The organism is Erythrobacter crassostreae (assembly GCF_019204045.1).
Taxonomy (GTDB): domain Bacteria; phylum Pseudomonadota; class Alphaproteobacteria; order Sphingomonadales; family Sphingomonadaceae; genus Erythrobacter; species Erythrobacter crassostreae.
The window spans coordinates 1,961,246-1,979,508 of record NZ_JAGSPC010000001.1; the positions used below are offsets into that span (position 1 = coordinate 1,961,246).

General features: G+C 56.8%; 14 protein-coding genes and 1 tRNA gene. 11 read left to right on the plus strand and 4 right to left on the minus strand.

Annotated features, from left to right (window positions below):
- Positions 1–32 precede the first annotated feature (32 nt).
- The 3 genes from efp to KCG46_RS09650 all read left to right on the plus strand — a co-directional run bounded on the left by efp (position 33) and on the right by KCG46_RS09650 (position 1,581).
- On the plus strand, positions 33–596 hold the full coding sequence (efp, locus tag KCG46_RS09640) for an elongation factor P (RefSeq protein ID WP_218405015.1): 564 nt from the start codon (positions 33–35) through the stop codon (positions 594–596).
- A 6-nt stretch (positions 597–602) separates the two neighbouring features.
- On the plus strand, positions 603–1,421 hold the full coding sequence (locus KCG46_RS09645; protein ID WP_218405016.1) for an inositol monophosphatase family protein: 819 nt from the start codon (positions 603–605) through the stop codon (positions 1,419–1,421).
- Positions 1,422–1,496: 75 nt separating this feature from the next.
- Positions 1,497–1,581 (plus strand) — tRNA-Leu (locus KCG46_RS09650).
- A gap of 261 nt (positions 1,582–1,842) precedes the next feature.
- On the opposite strand, the gene KCG46_RS09655 is transcribed toward KCG46_RS09650, so the two are convergent.
- Positions 1,843–2,892 carry a zinc-binding dehydrogenase gene (locus KCG46_RS09655; RefSeq protein ID WP_218405017.1) on the minus strand — a complete coding sequence of 350 codons (1,050 nt, stop codon included), beginning with the start codon at positions 2,890–2,892 and terminating at the stop codon, positions 1,843–1,845.
- A 128-nt stretch (positions 2,893–3,020) separates the two neighbouring features.
- On the opposite strand from KCG46_RS09655, the gene KCG46_RS09660 reads away from it, so the two are divergent.
- Together KCG46_RS09660 and KCG46_RS09665 are read left to right on the plus strand one after the other, a co-directional pair.
- Positions 3,021–4,820: an SLC13 family permease gene (locus KCG46_RS09660; protein ID WP_218405018.1), complete on the plus strand. Its 1,800-nt coding sequence runs from the start codon at positions 3,021–3,023 to the stop codon at positions 4,818–4,820.
- Between the two features lie 24 nt (positions 4,821–4,844).
- Positions 4,845–6,167, plus strand: a complete 1,323-nt coding sequence (locus KCG46_RS09665) for an amidohydrolase (protein ID WP_218405019.1) — start codon at positions 4,845–4,847, stop codon at positions 6,165–6,167.
- A 101-nt stretch (positions 6,168–6,268) separates the two neighbouring features.
- Here the strand turns inward: KCG46_RS09665 and KCG46_RS09670 are convergent, their stop codons facing one another.
- Positions 6,269–6,454: a hypothetical protein gene (locus KCG46_RS09670; protein WP_218405020.1), complete on the minus strand. Its 186-nt coding sequence runs from the start codon at positions 6,452–6,454 to the stop codon at positions 6,269–6,271.
- A 118-nt stretch (positions 6,455–6,572) separates the two neighbouring features.
- On the minus strand, positions 6,573–8,171 hold the full coding sequence (locus KCG46_RS09675; RefSeq protein WP_218405021.1) for an isocitrate lyase: 1,599 nt from the start codon (positions 8,169–8,171) through the stop codon (positions 6,573–6,575).
- A gap of 153 nt (positions 8,172–8,324) precedes the next feature.
- On the opposite strand from KCG46_RS09675, the gene KCG46_RS09680 reads away from it, so the two are divergent.
- The 6 genes from KCG46_RS09680 (at position 8,325) to KCG46_RS09705 (ending at position 17,200) form a co-directional block, all read left to right on the plus strand.
- Positions 8,325–9,659 (plus strand): helix-turn-helix domain-containing protein, encoded by a 1,335-nt coding sequence (locus KCG46_RS09680; RefSeq protein WP_218405022.1) that lies wholly within the window; start codon positions 8,325–8,327, stop codon positions 9,657–9,659.
- A gap of 162 nt (positions 9,660–9,821) precedes the next feature.
- Complete coding sequence (locus KCG46_RS09685) at positions 9,822–11,207, plus strand: TIGR03013 family XrtA/PEP-CTERM system glycosyltransferase (protein ID WP_218405023.1); 1,386 nt, start codon at positions 9,822–9,824, stop codon at positions 11,205–11,207.
- Entirely contained in the window at positions 11,207–13,333 is a 2,127-nt protein-coding gene (gene prsK / locus KCG46_RS09690; protein ID WP_218405024.1) for an XrtA/PEP-CTERM system histidine kinase PrsK, read from the plus strand. The genes KCG46_RS09685 and prsK overlap by 1 nt, the downstream gene beginning before the upstream one ends.
- Positions 13,333–14,697, plus strand: coding sequence for a PEP-CTERM-box response regulator transcription factor (gene prsR, locus KCG46_RS09695; protein ID WP_218405025.1), 1,365 nt, complete (start codon positions 13,333–13,335; stop codon positions 14,695–14,697). The genes prsK and prsR overlap by 1 nt, the downstream gene beginning before the upstream one ends.
- Positions 14,690–16,180 carry a tetratricopeptide repeat protein gene (locus tag KCG46_RS09700; protein WP_218405026.1) on the plus strand — a complete coding sequence of 497 codons (1,491 nt, stop codon included), beginning with the start codon at positions 14,690–14,692 and terminating at the stop codon, positions 16,178–16,180. Before prsR ends, KCG46_RS09700 begins: the two co-directional genes overlap by 8 nt.
- A gap of 51 nt (positions 16,181–16,231) precedes the next feature.
- A complete protein-coding gene (locus KCG46_RS09705; RefSeq protein ID WP_218405027.1) occupies positions 16,232–17,200 on the plus strand; it encodes a bile acid:sodium symporter in 969 nt (322 codons plus the stop codon).
- Here KCG46_RS09705 and KCG46_RS09710 read toward each other — a convergent pair.
- Positions 17,169–18,245 carry a DUF475 domain-containing protein gene (locus KCG46_RS09710; RefSeq protein WP_218405028.1) on the minus strand — a complete coding sequence of 359 codons (1,077 nt, stop codon included), beginning with the start codon at positions 18,243–18,245 and terminating at the stop codon, positions 17,169–17,171. The two genes, KCG46_RS09705 and KCG46_RS09710, sit on opposite strands and share 32 nt — an antisense overlap.
- Positions 18,246–18,263: the final 18 nt, after the last annotated feature.

Below are 18,263 nucleotides of genomic sequence, written 5' to 3' on the forward strand. Positions count from 1 at the left end.
GCGCCACATCTCCGACAAAGGCAGCAGGCCCCATGAAAATCAGCGGCGTAGACATTCGTCCCGGCAACATCATCGAATATGAAAAAGGCATCTGGAAAGTTGCCAAGATTCAGCACACCCAGCCGGGTAAGGGCGGGGCGTACATGCAGGTCGAGATGAAGAACCTGCAAGATGGCCGCAAAACCAACGTTCGTTTCCGCAGTGCAGACACTGTTGAAAAGGTGCGCCTCGATACTGCTGATTATCAGTTCCTCTATGAAGACGGCGACATGCTCGTTTTCATGGATCAGGTGAACTACGAGCAGATCATGCTGCCGAGTGACCTTTTGGGCGATGCACGTCCATTTCTTCAAGACGGTATGCAGGTCATGCTTGAGCTGTGGGAAGAGAAACCGATTTCGGTTCAGCTTCCAAACCAGATCGAAGCTGAAATCGTAGAAGCCGATGCGGTTGTCAAAGGGCAGACCGCTTCGTCCAGCTACAAACCTGCAGTGCTCGACAATGGTGTTCGCATCATGGTTCCGCCGCACATCGGCAGCGGCACACGCATTGTTGTCGATGTGTATGAACAAACTTATGTCGGCAAAGCGAGCTAACCCAGAATGTCGATGTTTTCAGGCCTGATTCGCGTCATGGAGCGCGCTGCGCGTAAAGCGGGCGGCCGCTTGCGCCGCGATTTTGGCGAGGTTGAACACCTGCAGGTGAGCCGCAAGGGCCCAGCCGACTTTGTGTCCAAAGCGGATATGCGGGCCGAGCGTATCCTTTATGATGAGCTTCTCAATGCTCGGCCCGGTTGGGGCTTTGTTTTGGAAGAAGCTGGCGTCATCGAAGGCGATCCCGGCATGCCGCGCTGGATCATCGATCCGCTCGATGGAACAAGCAACTTTTTGCACGGTATTCCGCACTTTGCGATCAGCATTGCTGTTCAAGAACCGCGCCTTGATGGCAAGGGCTGGGGCGATGTCACCGCCGCTGTGATCTACCACCCAATCAACGACGAAACGTACTGGGCCGAGAAAACCCGCGGTGCGTGGCTGCAAGATGCGCGTTTGCGTGTTTCTGGTCGCCGCCATCTTGATGAAGCATTGATCGCGACAGGTATTCCGTTTCAGGGTCACGGTGATTTTGCCGAGTGGAGCCGGATTTTCGGCGCGATCGGACCTGAAGTTGCCGGAATCCGCCGCTTTGGTGCCGCGTCGCTCGATATGGCTTATGTGGCGCAGGGCCGTTTTGACGGTTTCTGGGAAAGCGGCCTCAATGACTGGGATACAGCCGCTGGCTGTCTTTTGATCCGTGAGGCAGGCGGGTTTGTTAGCGATTATCGCGGGCGTTCGAACCCGATCCATTCGGCTCAGGTTCTGGCGGCGAACGACGCGCTGCATTCCAAACTGCACAAACTGCTGGCGACATCGCTTAAGTAGTTTGAGCACGAGAACGGAAACGCAGCTTGAAGTCCGAGCAGAGCGGCGCTAACAGCGCGTCCTCTGCTCAGGTGTGCCCCTGTGGTGGAATTGGTAGACGCGCTCGACTCAAAATCGAGTTCCTAACGGAGTGCCCGTTCGAGTCGGGCCAGGGGCACCAAATTTTGAAAAAATTTGGTTTGTTTGTTTGCGTGTCGCATCCGCGACGCGATTTCCTCGCACCTATTGGTGCTGCGGGCGGGCGGTCGCCCTTGCGGCGCTTCGCGCCGAGCTCCGCAGCGAACCATTATTCTAGAACAATTTCGACGCCGCAGGCGTCGCAAGCGCGACTGCGCGCCCGAGCCTATGCGAGGGAAGCCAAACGGGCCGGATGGCCAGCGCCCGGCGCTTGAGGGCGCAAACGAAGCGCGAAACAAAAACGCTAGCCAACATCAATGCGTAGCTTGATCACGCCGTCTTCGCGGCTGTCGAACAGGCGATATGCTTCTGCGCCTTCGCTGAGGTCGAATTGGTGGCTGAATAGCCCATCGGCTTTGATCCGGCCTGACTGCACCAGCGGGACAAGGTGTGGCCACATGTTCTGCACGTCGCAAATGCCGCCGCGAACAGTGATGTTTTTGAACATGATCAGCGGCAGCGCCAGCGTATCATTTGGTTCGGGAATACCAATGAAGCTGGCATTGCCGCCGCGTGCGACCATCGGCAGAACCAAATTGATCGCGCCTTTCGCGCCCGAGGCTTCGAACACGGATTGCACGCCGGCGCCGCCCGTTGCCTCCATGATCTGACCAATCATGTCTGGTGAAGGGGCAAGTGTCGTTGCACCCAACTTCGCCGCCATGTCGCGGCGCGATGCAACCGGATCAATTGCAAATACCTGAGCCGCGCCCATTAGAAACGCCAGCTCAACCGCGATTATGCCGATTGGGCCAAGGCCAACTACGGCAACACTGCCGCCAGGTTTTGGATCGGCGCGGGTAAGCCCGAAATATGCAGTTGCCATGCCGTCTGTCAGCAGCAAAGCCTGCTCCGTTGTGAGGCCATCTGTTGAATAGAGGGTCGTATCGGCGTTAGGCACGTTCACAAATTCGGCCTGCCCACCCTGAAGGCCGGTGCTGAGGCCGAATGCTGTCGCCTCCTTGCACGACCAGACGTTGCCGGTCAGGCAGTGCTGGCACGTTCCGCACCCAGTGCCGCCCGCCGCGAGCACTTTATCGCCAAGCTTGAAGCCGTGAACCGCATCGCCCGCTTCAACTACCTCGCCCACAAATTCATGCCCGACGCAAAAGCGCGGCGTGTCAGTGCCATATTGCGTATTCCCAATGTGCGCGCCGTGATACATGTGCAGATCACTGCCGCATATCGAACAGCTTTCCACTTTGAGAATTGCGCTGTTTGCGCTGCGCAATTCCGGGTCGGTGTAGCCTTCATAGCGAATGTCACGCGGACCATTGAATACCAGTGCCTTCACATTCTTACCTTCCAAATCCCAAGTATGCAGGCACCATCGGGGTATGAAGGGAGAGGAGCAAGTGCCCCGTTCAGCTAAAATCGCTTGATCTTATGAGCGATAGTTGAAAAACCCCGCAGCACAGGCTCATGCTGGAAATTCCTTCTCCTCACGCCATTGCGGCAATGGTCATAACGATCCTCATGTTTGTGGGCTTTGTCCGCGGACGTTTGTCGATCGAGATCGTTTCGCTGCTCACGATCGCGGTGATTGCGGTTGGATTGTACTTCTTCCCGTTGGAGAACACGCGCCCGATTGATGGGCTTGCGCTCGCATTTGGCGGGTTTGGACATTACGCGCTTATTACGATTTGCGCGCTGATGGTCATGGGCAGAGGGCTCGTTGTTACCGGTGCGCTGGAGCCAGCTGCCCGTATCCTTGAGCGGGTGTTCAAGATCAATTTGCAGCTCGGTCTGCTCATATCGCTGCTCATCGCGTTCTTTCTGTCGATGTTCGTTAACAACACGCCGGTTTTGGTGCTGATGATACCGATCTTCGCGGCGCTCGCTGCGCGCGGGGCCTTGCCGACATCTAAGACGCTGATGCCGCTCAACTCTGCCTCCTTGATTGGCGGGTTGGCGACGACGATTGGCACCTCTACCAACATTCTTGTCGTGTCGATTGCGGTCGATCTGGGCATGCGTGAGATTGGCGTGTTTGATTTCACCCCGATTGTCTTGCTCGCAGGGCTTGTGGCGCTGCCATACATGTGGCTCGTTATGCCGCGATTGCTGCGCAACAACCGGGTCGAGGCGGAAGAGAATTTCCGCCGGTTCCACACACGGCTCCGCATCGGCGGAGACAGCGATCTCATCGGAATGAGTGTTGCCGACATTCTTCCAAAACTGCCCAAGAATATCCAGTTCCATGGCCAGCATACCGGTGCGCTGCAGGCGCAAGACCGCTTGCATATCTCCGGAACTCACGAAGGATTGGAAGACGCCGTTCGCGTGCTCAAGGGCGAACTGGCGCCAAACTGGGTGCTCGACCGGATCAAGCGGAATGCCTCTGCCAAGGATCAGGATATTCTTGTCGTCGAAATGACGGTGACTGCGGATTCGCGTCTGATCACACGGACATTGCCATCTTCGGGCATCGCTGATCTTTACGGTGTCGCGGTACTCGGCATTCACCGTCCGGACCGGCTGATCGGTGAACGGGATCAATATTCCGACGGCGGCGATCTGCGCATGGTTGAGGGCGATGTGCTGTTGGTCATGGGCCTCGAGCAGGACCTTCAAAGCTTTGCGCGGGCAGACAGTTTGCTAATGCTCGAAGGGGCACGAGAACTGCCTCGCCGTTCGAAAGCGTTGCTTTCCGCAACAATCATGGGCGCTGCGGTGGTTGTGGCATCGACGGGCTACGTACCGATTGCAATTTCTGCATTGGCGGGCGCGATCCTGATGTTTGTGACCGGCTGCGTGAAGTTCGACCGTGTGGGGAGGGCGCTATCAGGACAAGTCATTGTGCTCGTTGCGGCGAGTATCGCCATCGGACGCGTGATTGATGAAAGCGGCGCGGCGGATTGGTTGGGGCAGGCCCTGTCGCTCGGCCTTGGTTATTTGCCTCCAGCACTCGTTCTCGCCGCGATCATGGCATTCGTGACCGTGCTGACCAATTTTGCCTCTAACGCGACAGCGGCGACGGTCGGTACGCCGATTGCGTTCAGCATTGCTGCACAGCTCGGGCTGCCTCCAGAGCCGCTGGTTCTGGCCGTCCTGTTCGGCTGTAACCTGTGTTACGCGACGCCGATTGCCTATCAAACCAATATGCTGATCATGGCGGAGGGGAACTACGACTTTTCGGATTACGTCCGGACGGGTGTTCCGCTCGTGGTGTTGATGGTGGCCACGCTTTCTGTGTTGCTGGCGCTCTGGTACGGGCTTTAGAACTATCGAGAATAGGGGATTGGTATGAGGATCGGATTGGCTCTCGCAGGAGTATGCGGGCTTGCATTCGCGGTGCCTGCACAGGCGGATGAACTTCGCGATGCTCTGATGGAGGATATGCCCGAACTGATGGAGGTCTACAAAGACCTGCACGCCAATCCTGAATTGTCGTTTCAGGAGTTCAATACTGCCAAAAAACTTGCAGCTCGTGCTCGGGAACTTGGCTTTGAAGTGACCGAAGGTGTCGGCCAGACCGGCGTCGTCGCAGTTATGAAAAATGGCGACGGCCCGACGGTCATGCTGCGCGCTGATATGGACGGCCTGCCTGTGAATGAGCAAACGGGACTGCCCTATGCCTCAAAAGCACGCGGAGTTCCTGAAAGCGGTGTCGAAAGCGGCATCATGCATGCTTGCGGTCATGACACTCATATGGTGGCATGGGTCGGTGCGGCGCAGCTTTTGGCCGAACGCAAGGATGAATGGTCCGGCACACTCGTAATGATTTTACAGCCTGCTGAGGAATTAGGGCTGGGCGCGGTCGCGATGCTGGAAGACGGTCTGTACGAACGTTTTCCGAAGCCAGACTATGTGCTCGCCTTTCACGATGCGGCAGCGGCCCCTGCGGGCTTTATAGGCTACACGCCCGGCTTCGCGCTCGCCAATGTTGATAGCGTCGACATCACCGTGAAAGGCGTCGGCGGACACGGGGCCTACCCGCACACCACCAAAGATCCGATCGTGATCGCATCCAGTATTGTAATGCGGCTGCAGACACTGGTCAGCCGGGAGACTAGCCCACTCGATTCCGCTGTCGTGACTGTCGGGAGCTTCCGCTCTGGGGCAAAGCACAACATCATTTCAGATGAAGCCAAGCTGCAACTAACGGTGCGATCATACAGTGACGAAACGCGTGCGGCTTTGCTCGAAGGAATCGAGCGGATCGCCAAAGCTGAATCAATGGCCGCGGGTCTGTCAGGTGACTTGCTACCTGTGGTCGAAGTGAAAGACCCATACACCCCAGCAACCTATAATACGCCAGAGCTGACGGCAGATGTCGCTGAAGTGCTAACCGCGCGGTTTCCCGGCCGCGTGTTCGAAACCGATCCGGTAATGGGCGGCGAGGACTTCAGTCAGTTCCGCCGCGCAGATCCCGACAATGTGCAAACGCTCATCTTCTGGGTTGGCGGCGTGCCTCAGGATCAGTGGGAAAAAGCGCAAGCAGGCGAAGCGGAACTGCCCTCGCTGCATTCGCCATTCTGGGCACCCGACGCGGAAAAGGTGATCGCGACCGCGACCGAAGCGCTGACAGCAGCGACGCTCGATCTGATGCCGAGAAGCGGCGGCTGAATTGAACCCAAAAATAACGGCCGCCGAACCGGATTGCTCCGGATCGACGGCCGTATTCTCCTCCCCAGGAGAACTGTTAAACGGGGAAATGTCTCTGCTGGTTAGTCAGCCGACGGCACGTATGTGCCCAGACGGTGGTGCAGAGCGTTGATCTTGGCAATTTCCTCGCGGTCTTCGGTTGCGCGGGCATGGCTTTCCAGAGCGCGGCGAAGCAGTTTCATATCTGCTGTCGAAAGAAGCGCACGAGCGCGGGCTGGTTCGGTCTTTGGTGTATCTGTATCGCTCATAGTGTCTCTCCCTTATCCCTTCGCGGGGTTGGTGATGATGACAAAGCTAATGGAGGGCTTGGAGGGTTCCCGCAAGGCCGGATTGTTGATCCAGCCCTGCAGGGTAACCTGAACCTGCTTACGCGGCGGCGAACTGGTTCATGGTGTTGTCCTTGCCGCCCGCTTTCAAAGCGGCTTCGCCAGCGAAATATTCCTTGTGATCATCGCCGATGTCACTGCCGGCCATGTTCTGGTGCTTCACGCAGGCGATACCCTGACGGATCTCTTCGCGTTGAACGTTCTTCACGTATCCAAGCATCGCCTGATCGCCGAAGTACTCTTTCGCAAGGTTGTCGGTGCTGAGCGCAGCGGTGTGATAGGTCGGCAACGTAATGAGGTGATGGAATATGCCGGCACGTTTCGCGGCATCAGCCTGGAACGTACGGATTTTCTCATCGGCTTCGATGGCCAGTTCAGTCGTATCGTAATCGATACTCATCAACCGGTCGCGATCATACGCTGACACGTCTTTGCCTGCTTCTGCCATTGCATCAAAAACTTGCTGGCGGAAGTTCAGCGTCCAGTTGAACGATGGCGAGTTATTGTAAACCAGTTTGGCATTCGGGACGACTTCGCGGATGCGGTCAACCATACCCGCGATTTGTTCAACGTGGGGCTTTTCGGTTTCGATCCAGAGCAGGTCGGCGCCTGCCTGAAGCGAGGTGATTCCGTCCAGCACGCAGCGATCCTCGCCAGTGCCGGCGCGGAACTGGAACAGGTTCGAAGGCAGACGCTTTGGGCGAAGCAATTTGCCATCACGGCTTAGGAATACGTCGCCATTCTTGATGTTCGACGGGTCAACTTCTTCGCAATCGAGGAAGCTGTTATACTGATCGCCGAGATCGCCTTCTTCTTTGGTGTAGGCAATTTGCTTGGTCAGGCCAGCGCCGAGGCTGTCTGTACGGGCGACAATTACCCCGTCTTCAACGCCCATTTCCAGGAAGGCGTGGCGACAAGCGCGGATTTTCTGAGCGAAATCCTCGTGCGGCACGGTAACTTTGCCGTCTTGGTGGCCGCACTGTTTCTCATCCGAAACCTGATTTTCGATCTGCAGAGCGCAGGCGCCCGCTTCGATCATCTTCTTGGCCAACAGATACGTCGCTTCGGCGTTGCCGAAACCGGCATCGATGTCAGCGATGATCGGAACAACATGGGTTTCATAATTGTCGATCTGGTTCTGAATGTCCTTCGCCTTGATCTCGTCACCTGCATCACGGGCGGCATCGAGTTCGCGGAACAAGCCGCCTAGCTCGCGTGCGTCCGCTTGCTTGAGGAAGGTGTAGAGCTCTTCGATCAGCGCGGGAACGCTGGTCTTTTCATGCATTGACTGATCCGGAAGCGGGCCAAACTCACTGCGCAGCGCCGCAACCATCCAACCCGAAAGGTAGAGGTAGCGCTGCTTGGTGGTGCCAAAATGCTTCTTGATTGAAATCATCTTTTGCTGAGCGATAAAGCCGTGCCAGCAACCGAGCGACTGGGTGTAGTCCGCTGGGTTAGCGTCATAGGCCTCCATATCGGCGCGCATGATCTTCGCAGTGTACTTTGCGATATCTAGGCCGGTTGGGAAACGATTCTGGATCGCCATGCGTGCGGTGGCTTCGGCATCGATAGCGCCCCAGCTTGGGCCGTTTGCTTCGATGATACCCTGCATCTGGGCGATTGTGTTCTGATAGGTCATGAGAGGTCTCCGAATTCACAGGGGAGGGAAGTGATGACCTCTTCTGGAGTGGTGCAGCGCAACATAACAGGAAAACTTACAGACTTTCTTGTCTGTATCGGTCATTTTTCGGTAATTGTTGTGTAATACTGTAAACTTATTTACAAGCGAAATATGACCGATAATGCACTCCTCGCTGGGCCAGCTTTGCGCCGTTTGCGCAAGCGTGAAGGGCTAACACAAGCAGCAATGGCTGCCTCCCTGGGTATCTCACCGAGCTACCTCAACTTAATCGAGCGCAACCAGCGTCCGCTTTCTGCGCGCGTGTTAGTACAGGTGATCGAACGGTTTGATTTCGACCCTCGTTCCCTGCGTGAGGATGAGGCTATCGGCGGGATCGACGGGCTTGTCAGGCGGATGACTGACAAGCGTTTCGCCGATCTGGGAATTGACCGTGAGGAGGTGCAGGAGTTCTTGGCTGCCGCACCGCAGGCGGCCGCTGCCTTTGCGCGATTGTATGATACAGCCGGGGATGCTGCCGTTCGTTCCGACGATCCGATTGCTGTCACGCGTCAGGCGATAGAGCGCTGGCAAAACCATTTCGCGGACCTCGACCATTTAGCTGAGGCGATCTCGGACGACCTTCGGCTCTCGCGGTCGGATACAGGGGCGGCTTTGGCTGATCGTTTGCGCGAAAAGCATCAGCTCTCCGTTCGAATATTGCCCGCCGAAGTGATGCCCGGACTCGTCCACCGCCTCGATCTGCACAACCGGCAATTGCAACTTTCGGAGATGCTTCCGGGAGCAGCACGCCGGTTTCAGATTGCTCGCCAGGTCGGCGCGTTGGAGCTTCGCGACGAAATTGAAACGCTGACTGAGGGCGCAAATCTCGGCTCAAACGAGGCGCGTAAACTTTTTCAAGAGCATGTGACCGACTATGCGGCGGCAGCCTTGTTGATGCCGTACCGCCGGTTCCTGCGCGCCTGCGAACAAACAAATTATGATGTGAACATCCTGCAGCGGAGGTTTGCTTCGAGTTTTGATCAGATCGCGCAGCGGCTCACGACATTGCAGCGCGTGGGGGAGCGCGGCTTGCCATTCTTCTGCGCGCGCTTTGGCCGGACAGGGCGGATCGTTCACTACACTGCGGGGGCGAGCGGAGCGGTGCATCCAATTGACGGCGCGCGCTGGCCCGCTTGGGTGCCCTATGCGGCGTTTGAAAGTCGCGGTTCGCTACTGACACAGGCAGTTACGTTTGGTGAGGGGGAAGCCATTCCAAAGCACTGGTTTACAGTTGCGCGCACGGTTGAAGTTGACGGGGCAGCGTGTTCAGCTCGGAAAGCCGTGGTCTTGGGGCTTGAGGCGCGTTTCGCGGGTGAGTTAGCGCACGCTCGTGGTATTTCGCTTGATCCAAAAGACGCGGTGCCACTCGGCGTCGGGTGCCCGCGCTGCGGAAGGGTCGATTGCTTGACACCGGCGCCGCCTAGATTGGCATCCACAGCATTCTGAAAACGCATACCGCTTGGCTGGCTAAATGCTTACCTGTCTCTTTACCTTTCTCTGCGCTGGAAAACCGTGCTTTCGTGAAGTGGTTGTAAAATTTACCGACACTTAATTTCTCGCGCGTAAAGGCAGTCTCGCAATAATTTTTGTGAGTGATGACGCGCCAACATGATCCGCTTGTTTAAACACTACATCCCGCATGCCGTGATCCTTCTCGGACTGCTGGATTTTGGCCTGCTGTTCCTAGCTGGTGAGCTCGCATGGCAAGTCCGTGCGGGACAGATCGGCATGGATGCCGGACCATTTGCGGATCGCTGGCTGGCTCTTGCCGGATCAGCGGCTGTCGTATGGCTGGCGATGATCTCTGTCGGAGTCTACGGCCCCTATGCGCTGCGATCACTGCGATTTGCGGGCGCGCGGTTATTGGTCGCGATTAGTCTGGGCATTATCGCGCTCGCCTTCATCGATTTCATCATTGCGAGCAACGCATTCTGGCGTTCAACTCTTCTATACGCGATGGGTTTCGCGATCCTGGTGCTGGTCGTCGATCGGTTGGTGCTGAACAGTTTTCTGGGATCGTCTGCGTTTCGCCGGCGGGTTATGGTTCTGGGCGCGGGTGATCGCGCAGAGCGTCTGCGCAAACTGGCGGATAAGCCAGAAGCTGGTTTCGTCATTGTATCGTACATCGCGATGAGCGAACCCGAGCGTGTTGTTGACGAAGCCATCGCGCGTGAGGCGATCCACGACCTTGGCCGGTTTGTTGAAAATCTCGGCGTGAGTGAGGTCGTGCTTGCGTTGCAAGAACGCCGAAACGCGCTTCCGCTAAAAGATTTGCTCCGCATCAAAACCAAAGGCTGTCACGTCAACGATTTTTCCAGCTTTCTTGAGCGGGAGACGGGCAAAGTCGATCTGGACACGGTCAATCCGAGCTGGCTGATTTTCTCGGACGGTTTTTCCAGCGGACGCATGTTCTCTAGCGCGGTAAAACGTGTTTTCGACATCACGGCCAGCTTCATATTGTTGTTGCTTACCTTCCCAATAATCGCGCTGTTCGCGGTGCTGGTGAAGCTCGACAGCAAGGGGCCAGCGTTCTTCAAACAAGAGCGCGTTGGCCTGTATGGTCAGACATTCTATCTGCACAAATTGCGCTCCATGCGCACCGATGCTGAGAAAGATGGCTCTAAATGGGCCGAAGAAAATGACCCTCGCGTCACCCGCATGGGCCGTTTCATCCGCAAAGTTCGGATAGACGAGCTTCCGCAAACATGGGCCGTGCTGAAAGGGCAGATGAGCTTTGTCGGGCCGCGGCCCGAAGTGCCTAATTTTGTCGAAAGCCTTGAGGAAGAAATTCCGTTCTACGGTGAGCGGCATATGGTGAAACCCGGCATTACCGGTTGGGCGCAAATCAATTACCCATATGGCGCATCGACAGAGGACAGCCGGAAAAAGCTCGAATTCGATCTGTACTATGCAAAGAACTACACGCCGTTCTTGGATTTTGTGGTCCTGTTGCAAACGGTGCGTGTGATCCTTTGGCCAGAAGGTGCGCGGTAATGCCATCTTTGGGAGGCCTTGAGCTGTATGCCAGCCTTGTCTGCTACATTGCAGGCGGCGTCCTGAGCGCAGGCGCCGGCGTATGGATTCTGCGATTTGGTGATCGCCAGCGTCCGGATCGCGGGCCTTTGCTGCTTTCGTGCTTTGTCACGGCCATATGGTGCGCGCTTGCTGCTGCGTTGGGGCCGCAGCAGCCCATAACAGCCTTGGCAGAAACAGCTCGCAATCTTGCCTTTATCGGTGTGATTTTCCGCCTCTTCGCTGCCGATGGCCGCGACGAGAGTTTGAAACCGATCAGGCCAGTGATTATCGCGCTCGCTTTGGTGCAGTTGTTCCAGCCTGTCTTGCTGCTTATCCATTACCGCGCTGGATACGTTCCTGAAATCGCATCGCTGATTTTCGAGGTATCCTCTGTTCTGAACATGCTGGTTGCGATTGGCGCATTGGTTCTGCTTCATAACCTGTACGCAGGCGCAGCAGCGGCGTCGCGGCAAGTGCTGCGCTGGAGCGGGATCGCTCTTGCGTTTAGCTTTGGCTACGATCTCAACCTCTACACGATCGCTTATCTAGTCGGTGAATACCCCGATATGTTGGTTTCGCTGCGCGGTGCGATTGCTGGCATTGCCGCTGCCATGCTCGCCTTTGGCGGCAGCGCAGCGGGCCGCGCGATGCAGTTCCGCCCTTCACGAGCGGTCACGTTCCAAACGCTCTCACTTTTGGTGATCGCCAGCTATCTGATCATCATGGTGCTGGTGACACGGTCACTGACCTTGATTGGCGGCGATTTGGCGCGAGCAGGGCAGGTCGTGTTCCTCGTCCTCGGAATTTTGATTGCTGCAGTCTGGATCCCGTCAAAACGTGTTCGCGGATGGTTGCGAGTTACGGCCACAAAGCACCTCTTCCAACATCGTTATGACTACCGCGAAGAATGGCTCCGCTTCACGCAGACCGTTGGCCGCGGTTCGAATGCCGACGCCAGTTTTCACGAGCGGGCGGTGAAGGCGATTGCCGATATGACGGACAGTCCCGCCGGATTGCTTCTGGTTTCGAATGAAGAGGCGCAGTTGGAACTGACCGCGCGGTGGAACTGGCCAACGTTGGAGGTGCCCGGCATCGCGGGCGAATACGAGCTGACCGCGCTGCTGGAAAAGCACAATTACATCCTGGATCTGGATGAAGTACGTAGCGGTGTGGAGCACCACGGTGAGCTGCCCTACGTGCCTGCTTGGCTTAGCGAAGCTGAAGATATTTGGGCTGTTGTGCCGCTCATCCACTTTGACAGGCTGGTCGGCGCTATCGTCTTGGCGCGGCCACGGATTGAGCGCGGTCTTGACTGGGAAGACTTTGATCTACTGCGTGTCGCTGGACAGCAGCTAGCGAGTTATCTTGCAGAGCAGGCCGGGCAACAAGCTTTGATGGATGCGAGCCGTTTTGACGAGTTCAATCGGCGGATGGCGTTTGTCATGCATGACATTAAAAATCTCGCGAGCCAGATGTCGCTGCTTTCGGCCAATGCACAAAAGCATGCAGACAACCCTGAATTCCGCGCGGACATGCTTGTTACGCTTCGCAATTCTTCGGAAAAACTCGAAGGCCTTCTTGCGCGTTTAGGGCGTTACGGGTCGGGACCGGTTGAGCAGCTGCGAGAAGTTCGGCTTGACGATTTGGTCCGCCGTCTTTCGGACCGGTTTGTTGGCGTACACCCCGTGTCGATTGCTCAAGCTGAGAAAGTCGCGGTTCTGGGCGGCAGTGAGGGACTGGAACAGGCTCTGATCCATCTGATCCAGAACGCTATCGACGCCAGTGACAACGGTAATCCGGTTTACATCAGCGCGTCTTTGCAAGGCCTAAGCGGCCAGATTGAAATCGTCGATTCCGGCCAAGGCATGACACCTGAATTTGTCCGCAGTGGACTGTTCAAGCCATTCATATCGTCCAAGCAAGGCGGCTTTGGCATCGGGGCGTTTGAAGCCCGCGAAATGATCAAAGCCATGGGCGGACGTGTCACTGTCGAATCCCGCGAAGGCGTTGGCACCCGTTTTATTGTGATGCTGCCAATCGCCGAGACACGAAATCTCTCGTCCCATACGAATATACCGGCTGAAATGCCCAATGAGGTCGCATAATGGCTGATAAAAAACCAACGCTGCTGGTCGTGGAAGACGACGAGGGCCTGCAGGCGCAGCTCAAGTGGGCGTATGAGGACTTTGATGTCGTCATTGCAGGTGATCGGGAAAGTGCGATTGGCGCCCTCAGGAGCGAAACACCGGCTGTGGTCACCTTGGATTTGGGGCTTCCGCCTGACCCTGATGGCACCACGGAAGGCTTCGCGGTGCTTGATGCCATTATGGAGTTGAAGCCGGACACAAAGGTCATCGTCGCGAGCGGCCATGGTGCACGTGAAAGCGCGCTGCAGGCAATCGAGCACGGCGCGTATGATTTCTATCAGAAACCTGTCGATATTGATGCGCTCGGCCTGATTGTTCGCCGGGCTTTCAATCTGCATGAGATCGAAGAAGAAAACCGCCGCTTGGTGGCAAATTCCAGCGTTGATAAAACTGTTCTCGGCCGTCTCATCACGGGCGCGCCGGAAATGGTGAAGGTGGCACGCACGATCGAGCGCGTGGCCAGCACCAGCGTTTCTGTAATGCTCTTGGGCGCCAGTGGCACCGGTAAGGAACTGCTTGCTCAGGGTCTGCATGATGCCAGCGACCGGGCCGAGGGACCGTTTGTCGCGATCAATTGCGCGGCCATTCCTGAAAACCTACTCGAAAGCGAATTGTTCGGGCACGAGAAAGGCGCGTTTACCGGAGCGGTCAAAACCACCGAGGGTAAGATTGAGAGCGCCAATGGCGGCACGCTGTTCCTCGATGAGGTGGGCGATATTCCGCTGCCGCTTCAGGTGAAGTTGCTGCGTTTCCTTCAAGAGCGGACAATCGAGCGGATTGGCGGGCGGAAAACGATTGCCGTCGATACACGCATCGTCTGCGCGACTCACCAGAACCTCGAAGCGATGATTGGTGAGGGCACATTCCGCGAAGACTTATTCTATCGCCTCGCCGAAATCGTCGTTCGTATTCCGGGCCTGGCCGAACGACACGGCGATGCTGTGCTCCTCGCCAAGGCTTTTCTGAAGAAATTCTCTGCGGACATGAACCCGTCGGTCACCGGTTTCGCGCCGGACGCGCTTGCGGCAGTCGACAGCCATCAATGGCCGGGCAATGTGCGCGAGCTGGAAAACCGCGTGAAGCGCGCTGTGATTATGGCGGATGGTAAACTTGTGAATGCCGGTGATCTCGATTTTAGCGGTGATGAAGAGGAAAATGCCGAGGTATTGAACTTGAAAGCTGCGCGAGAGCAGGCGGATCGCAAGGTTATCCGTCACGCACTCGCACGCAGCGAAGGTAACATTTCGAACACGGCCAAGCTGCTCGGAATAAGCCGCCCGACTTTGTATGATCTTCTCAAGCAGTATGATCTCCATGCGTAAGCTCACACCCCAATCCCTCGGGCTCTGCGTGGGCGCAGTGCTGGCGCTGTCCGCCTGTTCAGAGGGGAGTGACGGGTCCATCAACGGAACACCCATGACGTTTGAAGTCGAGCGGCTGGTTGAAGATGCGCGTTTCGAGATGGAGCAAGGCAACCTTGCGGATGCCGGCGCCCTCTATGATCAGGCGCTTGCTATCGACCGAGAAAACCCGGCGTTGTGGGTGGACATTGCACGTCTTCGTTATCGCGGCGGCGAGCATGTTGGCGCTTTGGAGGCGGCTGACTTCGCTTTGGAGCTGGATACGCAATTCGCGCCCGCACTTTTGATGCGAGCACAGTTGGTACGCGACGCATATGGGCTCGACGCTTCTCTGACATGGTTTGAAAGCGCGTTGGCGCTCCATCCGGAAAATCCCGACTTGCTCGCAGAATATGCCGGTACCCTCGGCGATCTCGGCCGCAGCAAGGATATGCTCGCCGTTGTTCGCACACTTGCCGAAGTCGACGCTAGCGATCCGCGTGTGCACTATCTTCAGGCTGTCTTGGCTGTACGCGGCAATGATCCTGTCCTCGCGAGCAGCCTGTTGAAGCGCAGCGGAATGCGCGAAGCTGGTGTGCCCTCGGCAATCGTTGTTGATGCGCTGGGTGAAATGCAGCAGGGCAACTTTGATACGGCGGCGACTTCGCTTGACGATCTGCTTGCGCGCCAGCCGGGCAATGTTCGCGTCATGGAACTGCTTGCTCGCGCAATGTGGCTCAATGGCCGCGACCGTGAAATCGTTGATCGTTTCGCAGCGCGTGCAGCTGCAGACGACGCATCGCCTTACGTCACGATGCTGGTCGGGCGATCATTCGAGCGGTTGGGTCAACGCGAACGCGCCAACGAGTTCATTGAGAAAGCCTATGCGGGGCGCAGTGGAAATATCGCAGTCCTTGGCGTGCCCGATGCTCTGCGCGGCGCCGTGCCCGAACCAACGCGTACGGTTCGGGATATGATCGCATCTGGTAACGCTAGTGGTACGCGAGCCTACACAAACCAGCTGGTCTCGCGCTTCCCCGGCTCGTCCGATATTCTAGCTCTCTCTGGCGATGCCGCCTTTGCTCGCGGAGACACTGTCAGCGCGCTTGATCTCTACAGCCGTGCATCGACGATTCGCCGCCCTTGGCCGCTTACCCGCAAAATCATCACAACCTATCGCGCCGCCGGAGACGACGATGCCGCCGACACGCTGCTGATCCGACAGGTGCGGTCTGAGCCGCTGAACACCGAAGCCTTGGTCATGTTTGCTGAGCAAAGCGCGCTCAACAACGATTGGCTGCGCGTCGCCGTATTGCTCGACAACGCCATCGCAAACGGGGCAGGCAACGATCCGAAGCTGTTAGAACTAAGACTCGAAGCTGCACGCTCACTTGGCAACGAAGCCGATGTAAACAAGTTCGCCAATAGGTTGGCTCAGGTCAGCCCGGTCGCTTTCCTAGACTAGCAAAGCCGCTGCGCTCGACAATCGAGCGCCAACGGGGCAGGGCGCATCGCCATGCCAAGGTGGATAGTCAAACTAGCGGACCCGATGATCGCGGTGCTTGTCATCGCGACGCTGCTTGCCTTGGTCCTTCCTCTCTCAGGCGAGGCAGGAGAAGCCGCGCAGACTGTCTCTAACGTATCGATCTTCCTGCTATTTCTCGTCAATGGAATGCGGATTGCGCGCGGTGAGATATTCACGGCGATTGCGAATTGGCGATTCTTCGCGCCGCTCGTGCTGTTTGTGTTTGCCGGTATGTCTGCCATGGGCACTGGCTTTTCACACCTTGCCGCTCTCTATGTGACGCCAGAGATAGCGCTCGGCTTTATCTTCCTCGGCGTGCTGCCGTCGACAATCCAGTCAGCGACCAGTTACACAACGCTTGCTGGAGGCAATGCAGCTCTTTCAGTTGTCGGCGCGGCTCTGATTAACATTTTGGGTGTTTTCATCAGCGCGCCGTTGTTTGCATTTCTTGCGGGTAGCGAAGCGGTCAATCTGGGCACAGACACGATTGTCCGCATCGGAATGATCTTGTTGCTGCCATTCGTCATCGGTCAGGCGCTTCAGGGCTTTACGAGAGAATGGCTGATCGATCGCAAATCGCAGGTCGTCTGGCTCGACCGGATCGTGATCGGAATTGCAGTTTATGTCGCAATGTCCGGCGCGGTTTCGCAAGGATTGCTGTCGAGCATGTCACCTGAGGCAGCGGGATGGCTGACATTCGTCACAATTGCATTCTTGATGCTGGCCTATGGCTTGGCATGGAAACTTTCAGGCATTGCTGAATATCTTCGTGCCGACCGGATCGCATTCGTCTTCGCCGGGCCTCAAAAAAGTGTTGCGATTGGCGCACCGCTTGCTGCGATCCTGTTTGAGCCCGCAATGGCCGGTTTCGTGATCGCGCCGCTGCTGCTGTATCATTTGCTACAGCTGGCTGTGGCCGCGCCGCTTGCTACTCGCCTTGCGCAGCACCCGCAGAATTAGCAGCCGCTTCTTTGCGGTTGTGGCGGATTGACCACCAAAGCGAGAGACCAATCATCACCGCGCCGATTAGGCCCGTGAATGTCTCCGGGATGTGATACTTCGCAGAAACCAGCATGATGATGCCGAGTGCGATGATTGCCCAAAACGCGCCGTGCTCCAGATATCGGAACTGTGACAGCGTGCCTGCGCGCACCAGATGGATTGTCATAGAGCGAACAAACATCGCGCCGACCGACAGGCCAATCGCGATCACAATCATATTGTTGGAGAGCGCAAAGGCTCCGATCACTCCGTCAAAGCTGAAGCTCGCATCGAGCACTTCGAGGTAAAGGAACCCGCCAAGCCCGCTGCGCACCACTTCGCCCGCCGCTTTTTTCCTCGCTTCGCCCTGTTCAATTATTTCGCCCAGCGCATTCACTCCAATGAATGTCAGTAGGCCCAGAACGCCAGCGGTGAGGAAAGTTAGAGCTTCGTCGGGCGTCAAAAGGGTAGAAACCCCGTACAGGATCGCCAATACGAACCCAAGCTCCATGGCTGGAATGCTGGAGAAACGATTCACCGCTCGCTCGACAGCACCGATCCAGTGAATGTCTTTGTCTTCATCAAAGAAGAACGACAGGCCCACCATTGCCAAAAAGGCGCCGCCAAATCCGGCAATGCCGATATGTGCTGCGGAGACGATCCGCTCATACTCTTCGGGATCGCCTAGCGACAGCTCAACAGCTTCCCAAGGGCCGATCTGCGCCGCGATCGAGACTATGGCGATGGGAAATACGATGCGCATCCCGAACACCGCGATCAGGATCCCGATTGTTAGAAAGCGTTGTTGCCATACGGGATCCATCTCGCGCAGCACGGTTGCATTCACGACGGCGTTGTCAAAGCTCAACGACACTTCGAGGATCGACAGGACAAAAATGATCCAGAGGATCGATAGCATGCCTGTGACGGTGCCAGTGCTGGCATAGCCATACCAGCCGCCTAGCGCGAAGCAGAAGGCAGTGAATACCAACGAGAACGTGTAATAACGCAGCAGCGTTTGCATTGGATTCTAGGCCTCTGA

Excerpts from the sequence above, each read along its gene's own strand:
- efp (WP_218405015.1), top strand. The coding sequence starts at position 33 with ATGAAAATCAGCGGCGTAGACATTCGTCCCGGCAACATCATCGAATAT.
- KCG46_RS09645 (WP_218405016.1), top strand. The coding sequence starts at position 603 with ATGTCGATGTTTTCAGGCCTGATTCGCGTCATGGAGCGCGCTGCGCGT.
- KCG46_RS09660 (WP_218405018.1), top strand. The coding sequence starts at position 3,021 with ATGCTGGAAATTCCTTCTCCTCACGCCATTGCGGCAATGGTCATAACG.
- KCG46_RS09665 (WP_218405019.1), top strand. The coding sequence starts at position 4,845 with ATGAGGATCGGATTGGCTCTCGCAGGAGTATGCGGGCTTGCATTCGCG.
- KCG46_RS09670 (WP_218405020.1), bottom strand. The coding sequence starts at position 6,454 with ATGAGCGATACAGATACACCAAAGACCGAACCAGCCCGCGCTCGTGCG.
- KCG46_RS09675 (WP_218405021.1), bottom strand. The coding sequence starts at position 8,171 with ATGACCTATCAGAACACAATCGCCCAGATGCAGGGTATCATCGAAGCA.
- KCG46_RS09680 (WP_218405022.1), top strand. The coding sequence starts at position 8,325 with ATGACCGATAATGCACTCCTCGCTGGGCCAGCTTTGCGCCGTTTGCGC.
- KCG46_RS09685 (WP_218405023.1), top strand. The coding sequence starts at position 9,822 with ATGATCCGCTTGTTTAAACACTACATCCCGCATGCCGTGATCCTTCTC.
- prsK (WP_218405024.1), top strand. The coding sequence starts at position 11,207 with ATGCCATCTTTGGGAGGCCTTGAGCTGTATGCCAGCCTTGTCTGCTAC.
- prsR (WP_218405025.1), top strand. The coding sequence starts at position 13,333 with ATGGCTGATAAAAAACCAACGCTGCTGGTCGTGGAAGACGACGAGGGC.
- KCG46_RS09700 (WP_218405026.1), top strand. The coding sequence starts at position 14,690 with ATGCGTAAGCTCACACCCCAATCCCTCGGGCTCTGCGTGGGCGCAGTG.
- KCG46_RS09705 (WP_218405027.1), top strand. The coding sequence starts at position 16,232 with ATGCCAAGGTGGATAGTCAAACTAGCGGACCCGATGATCGCGGTGCTT.
- KCG46_RS09710 (WP_218405028.1), bottom strand. The coding sequence starts at position 18,245 with ATGCAAACGCTGCTGCGTTATTACACGTTCTCGTTGGTATTCACTGCC.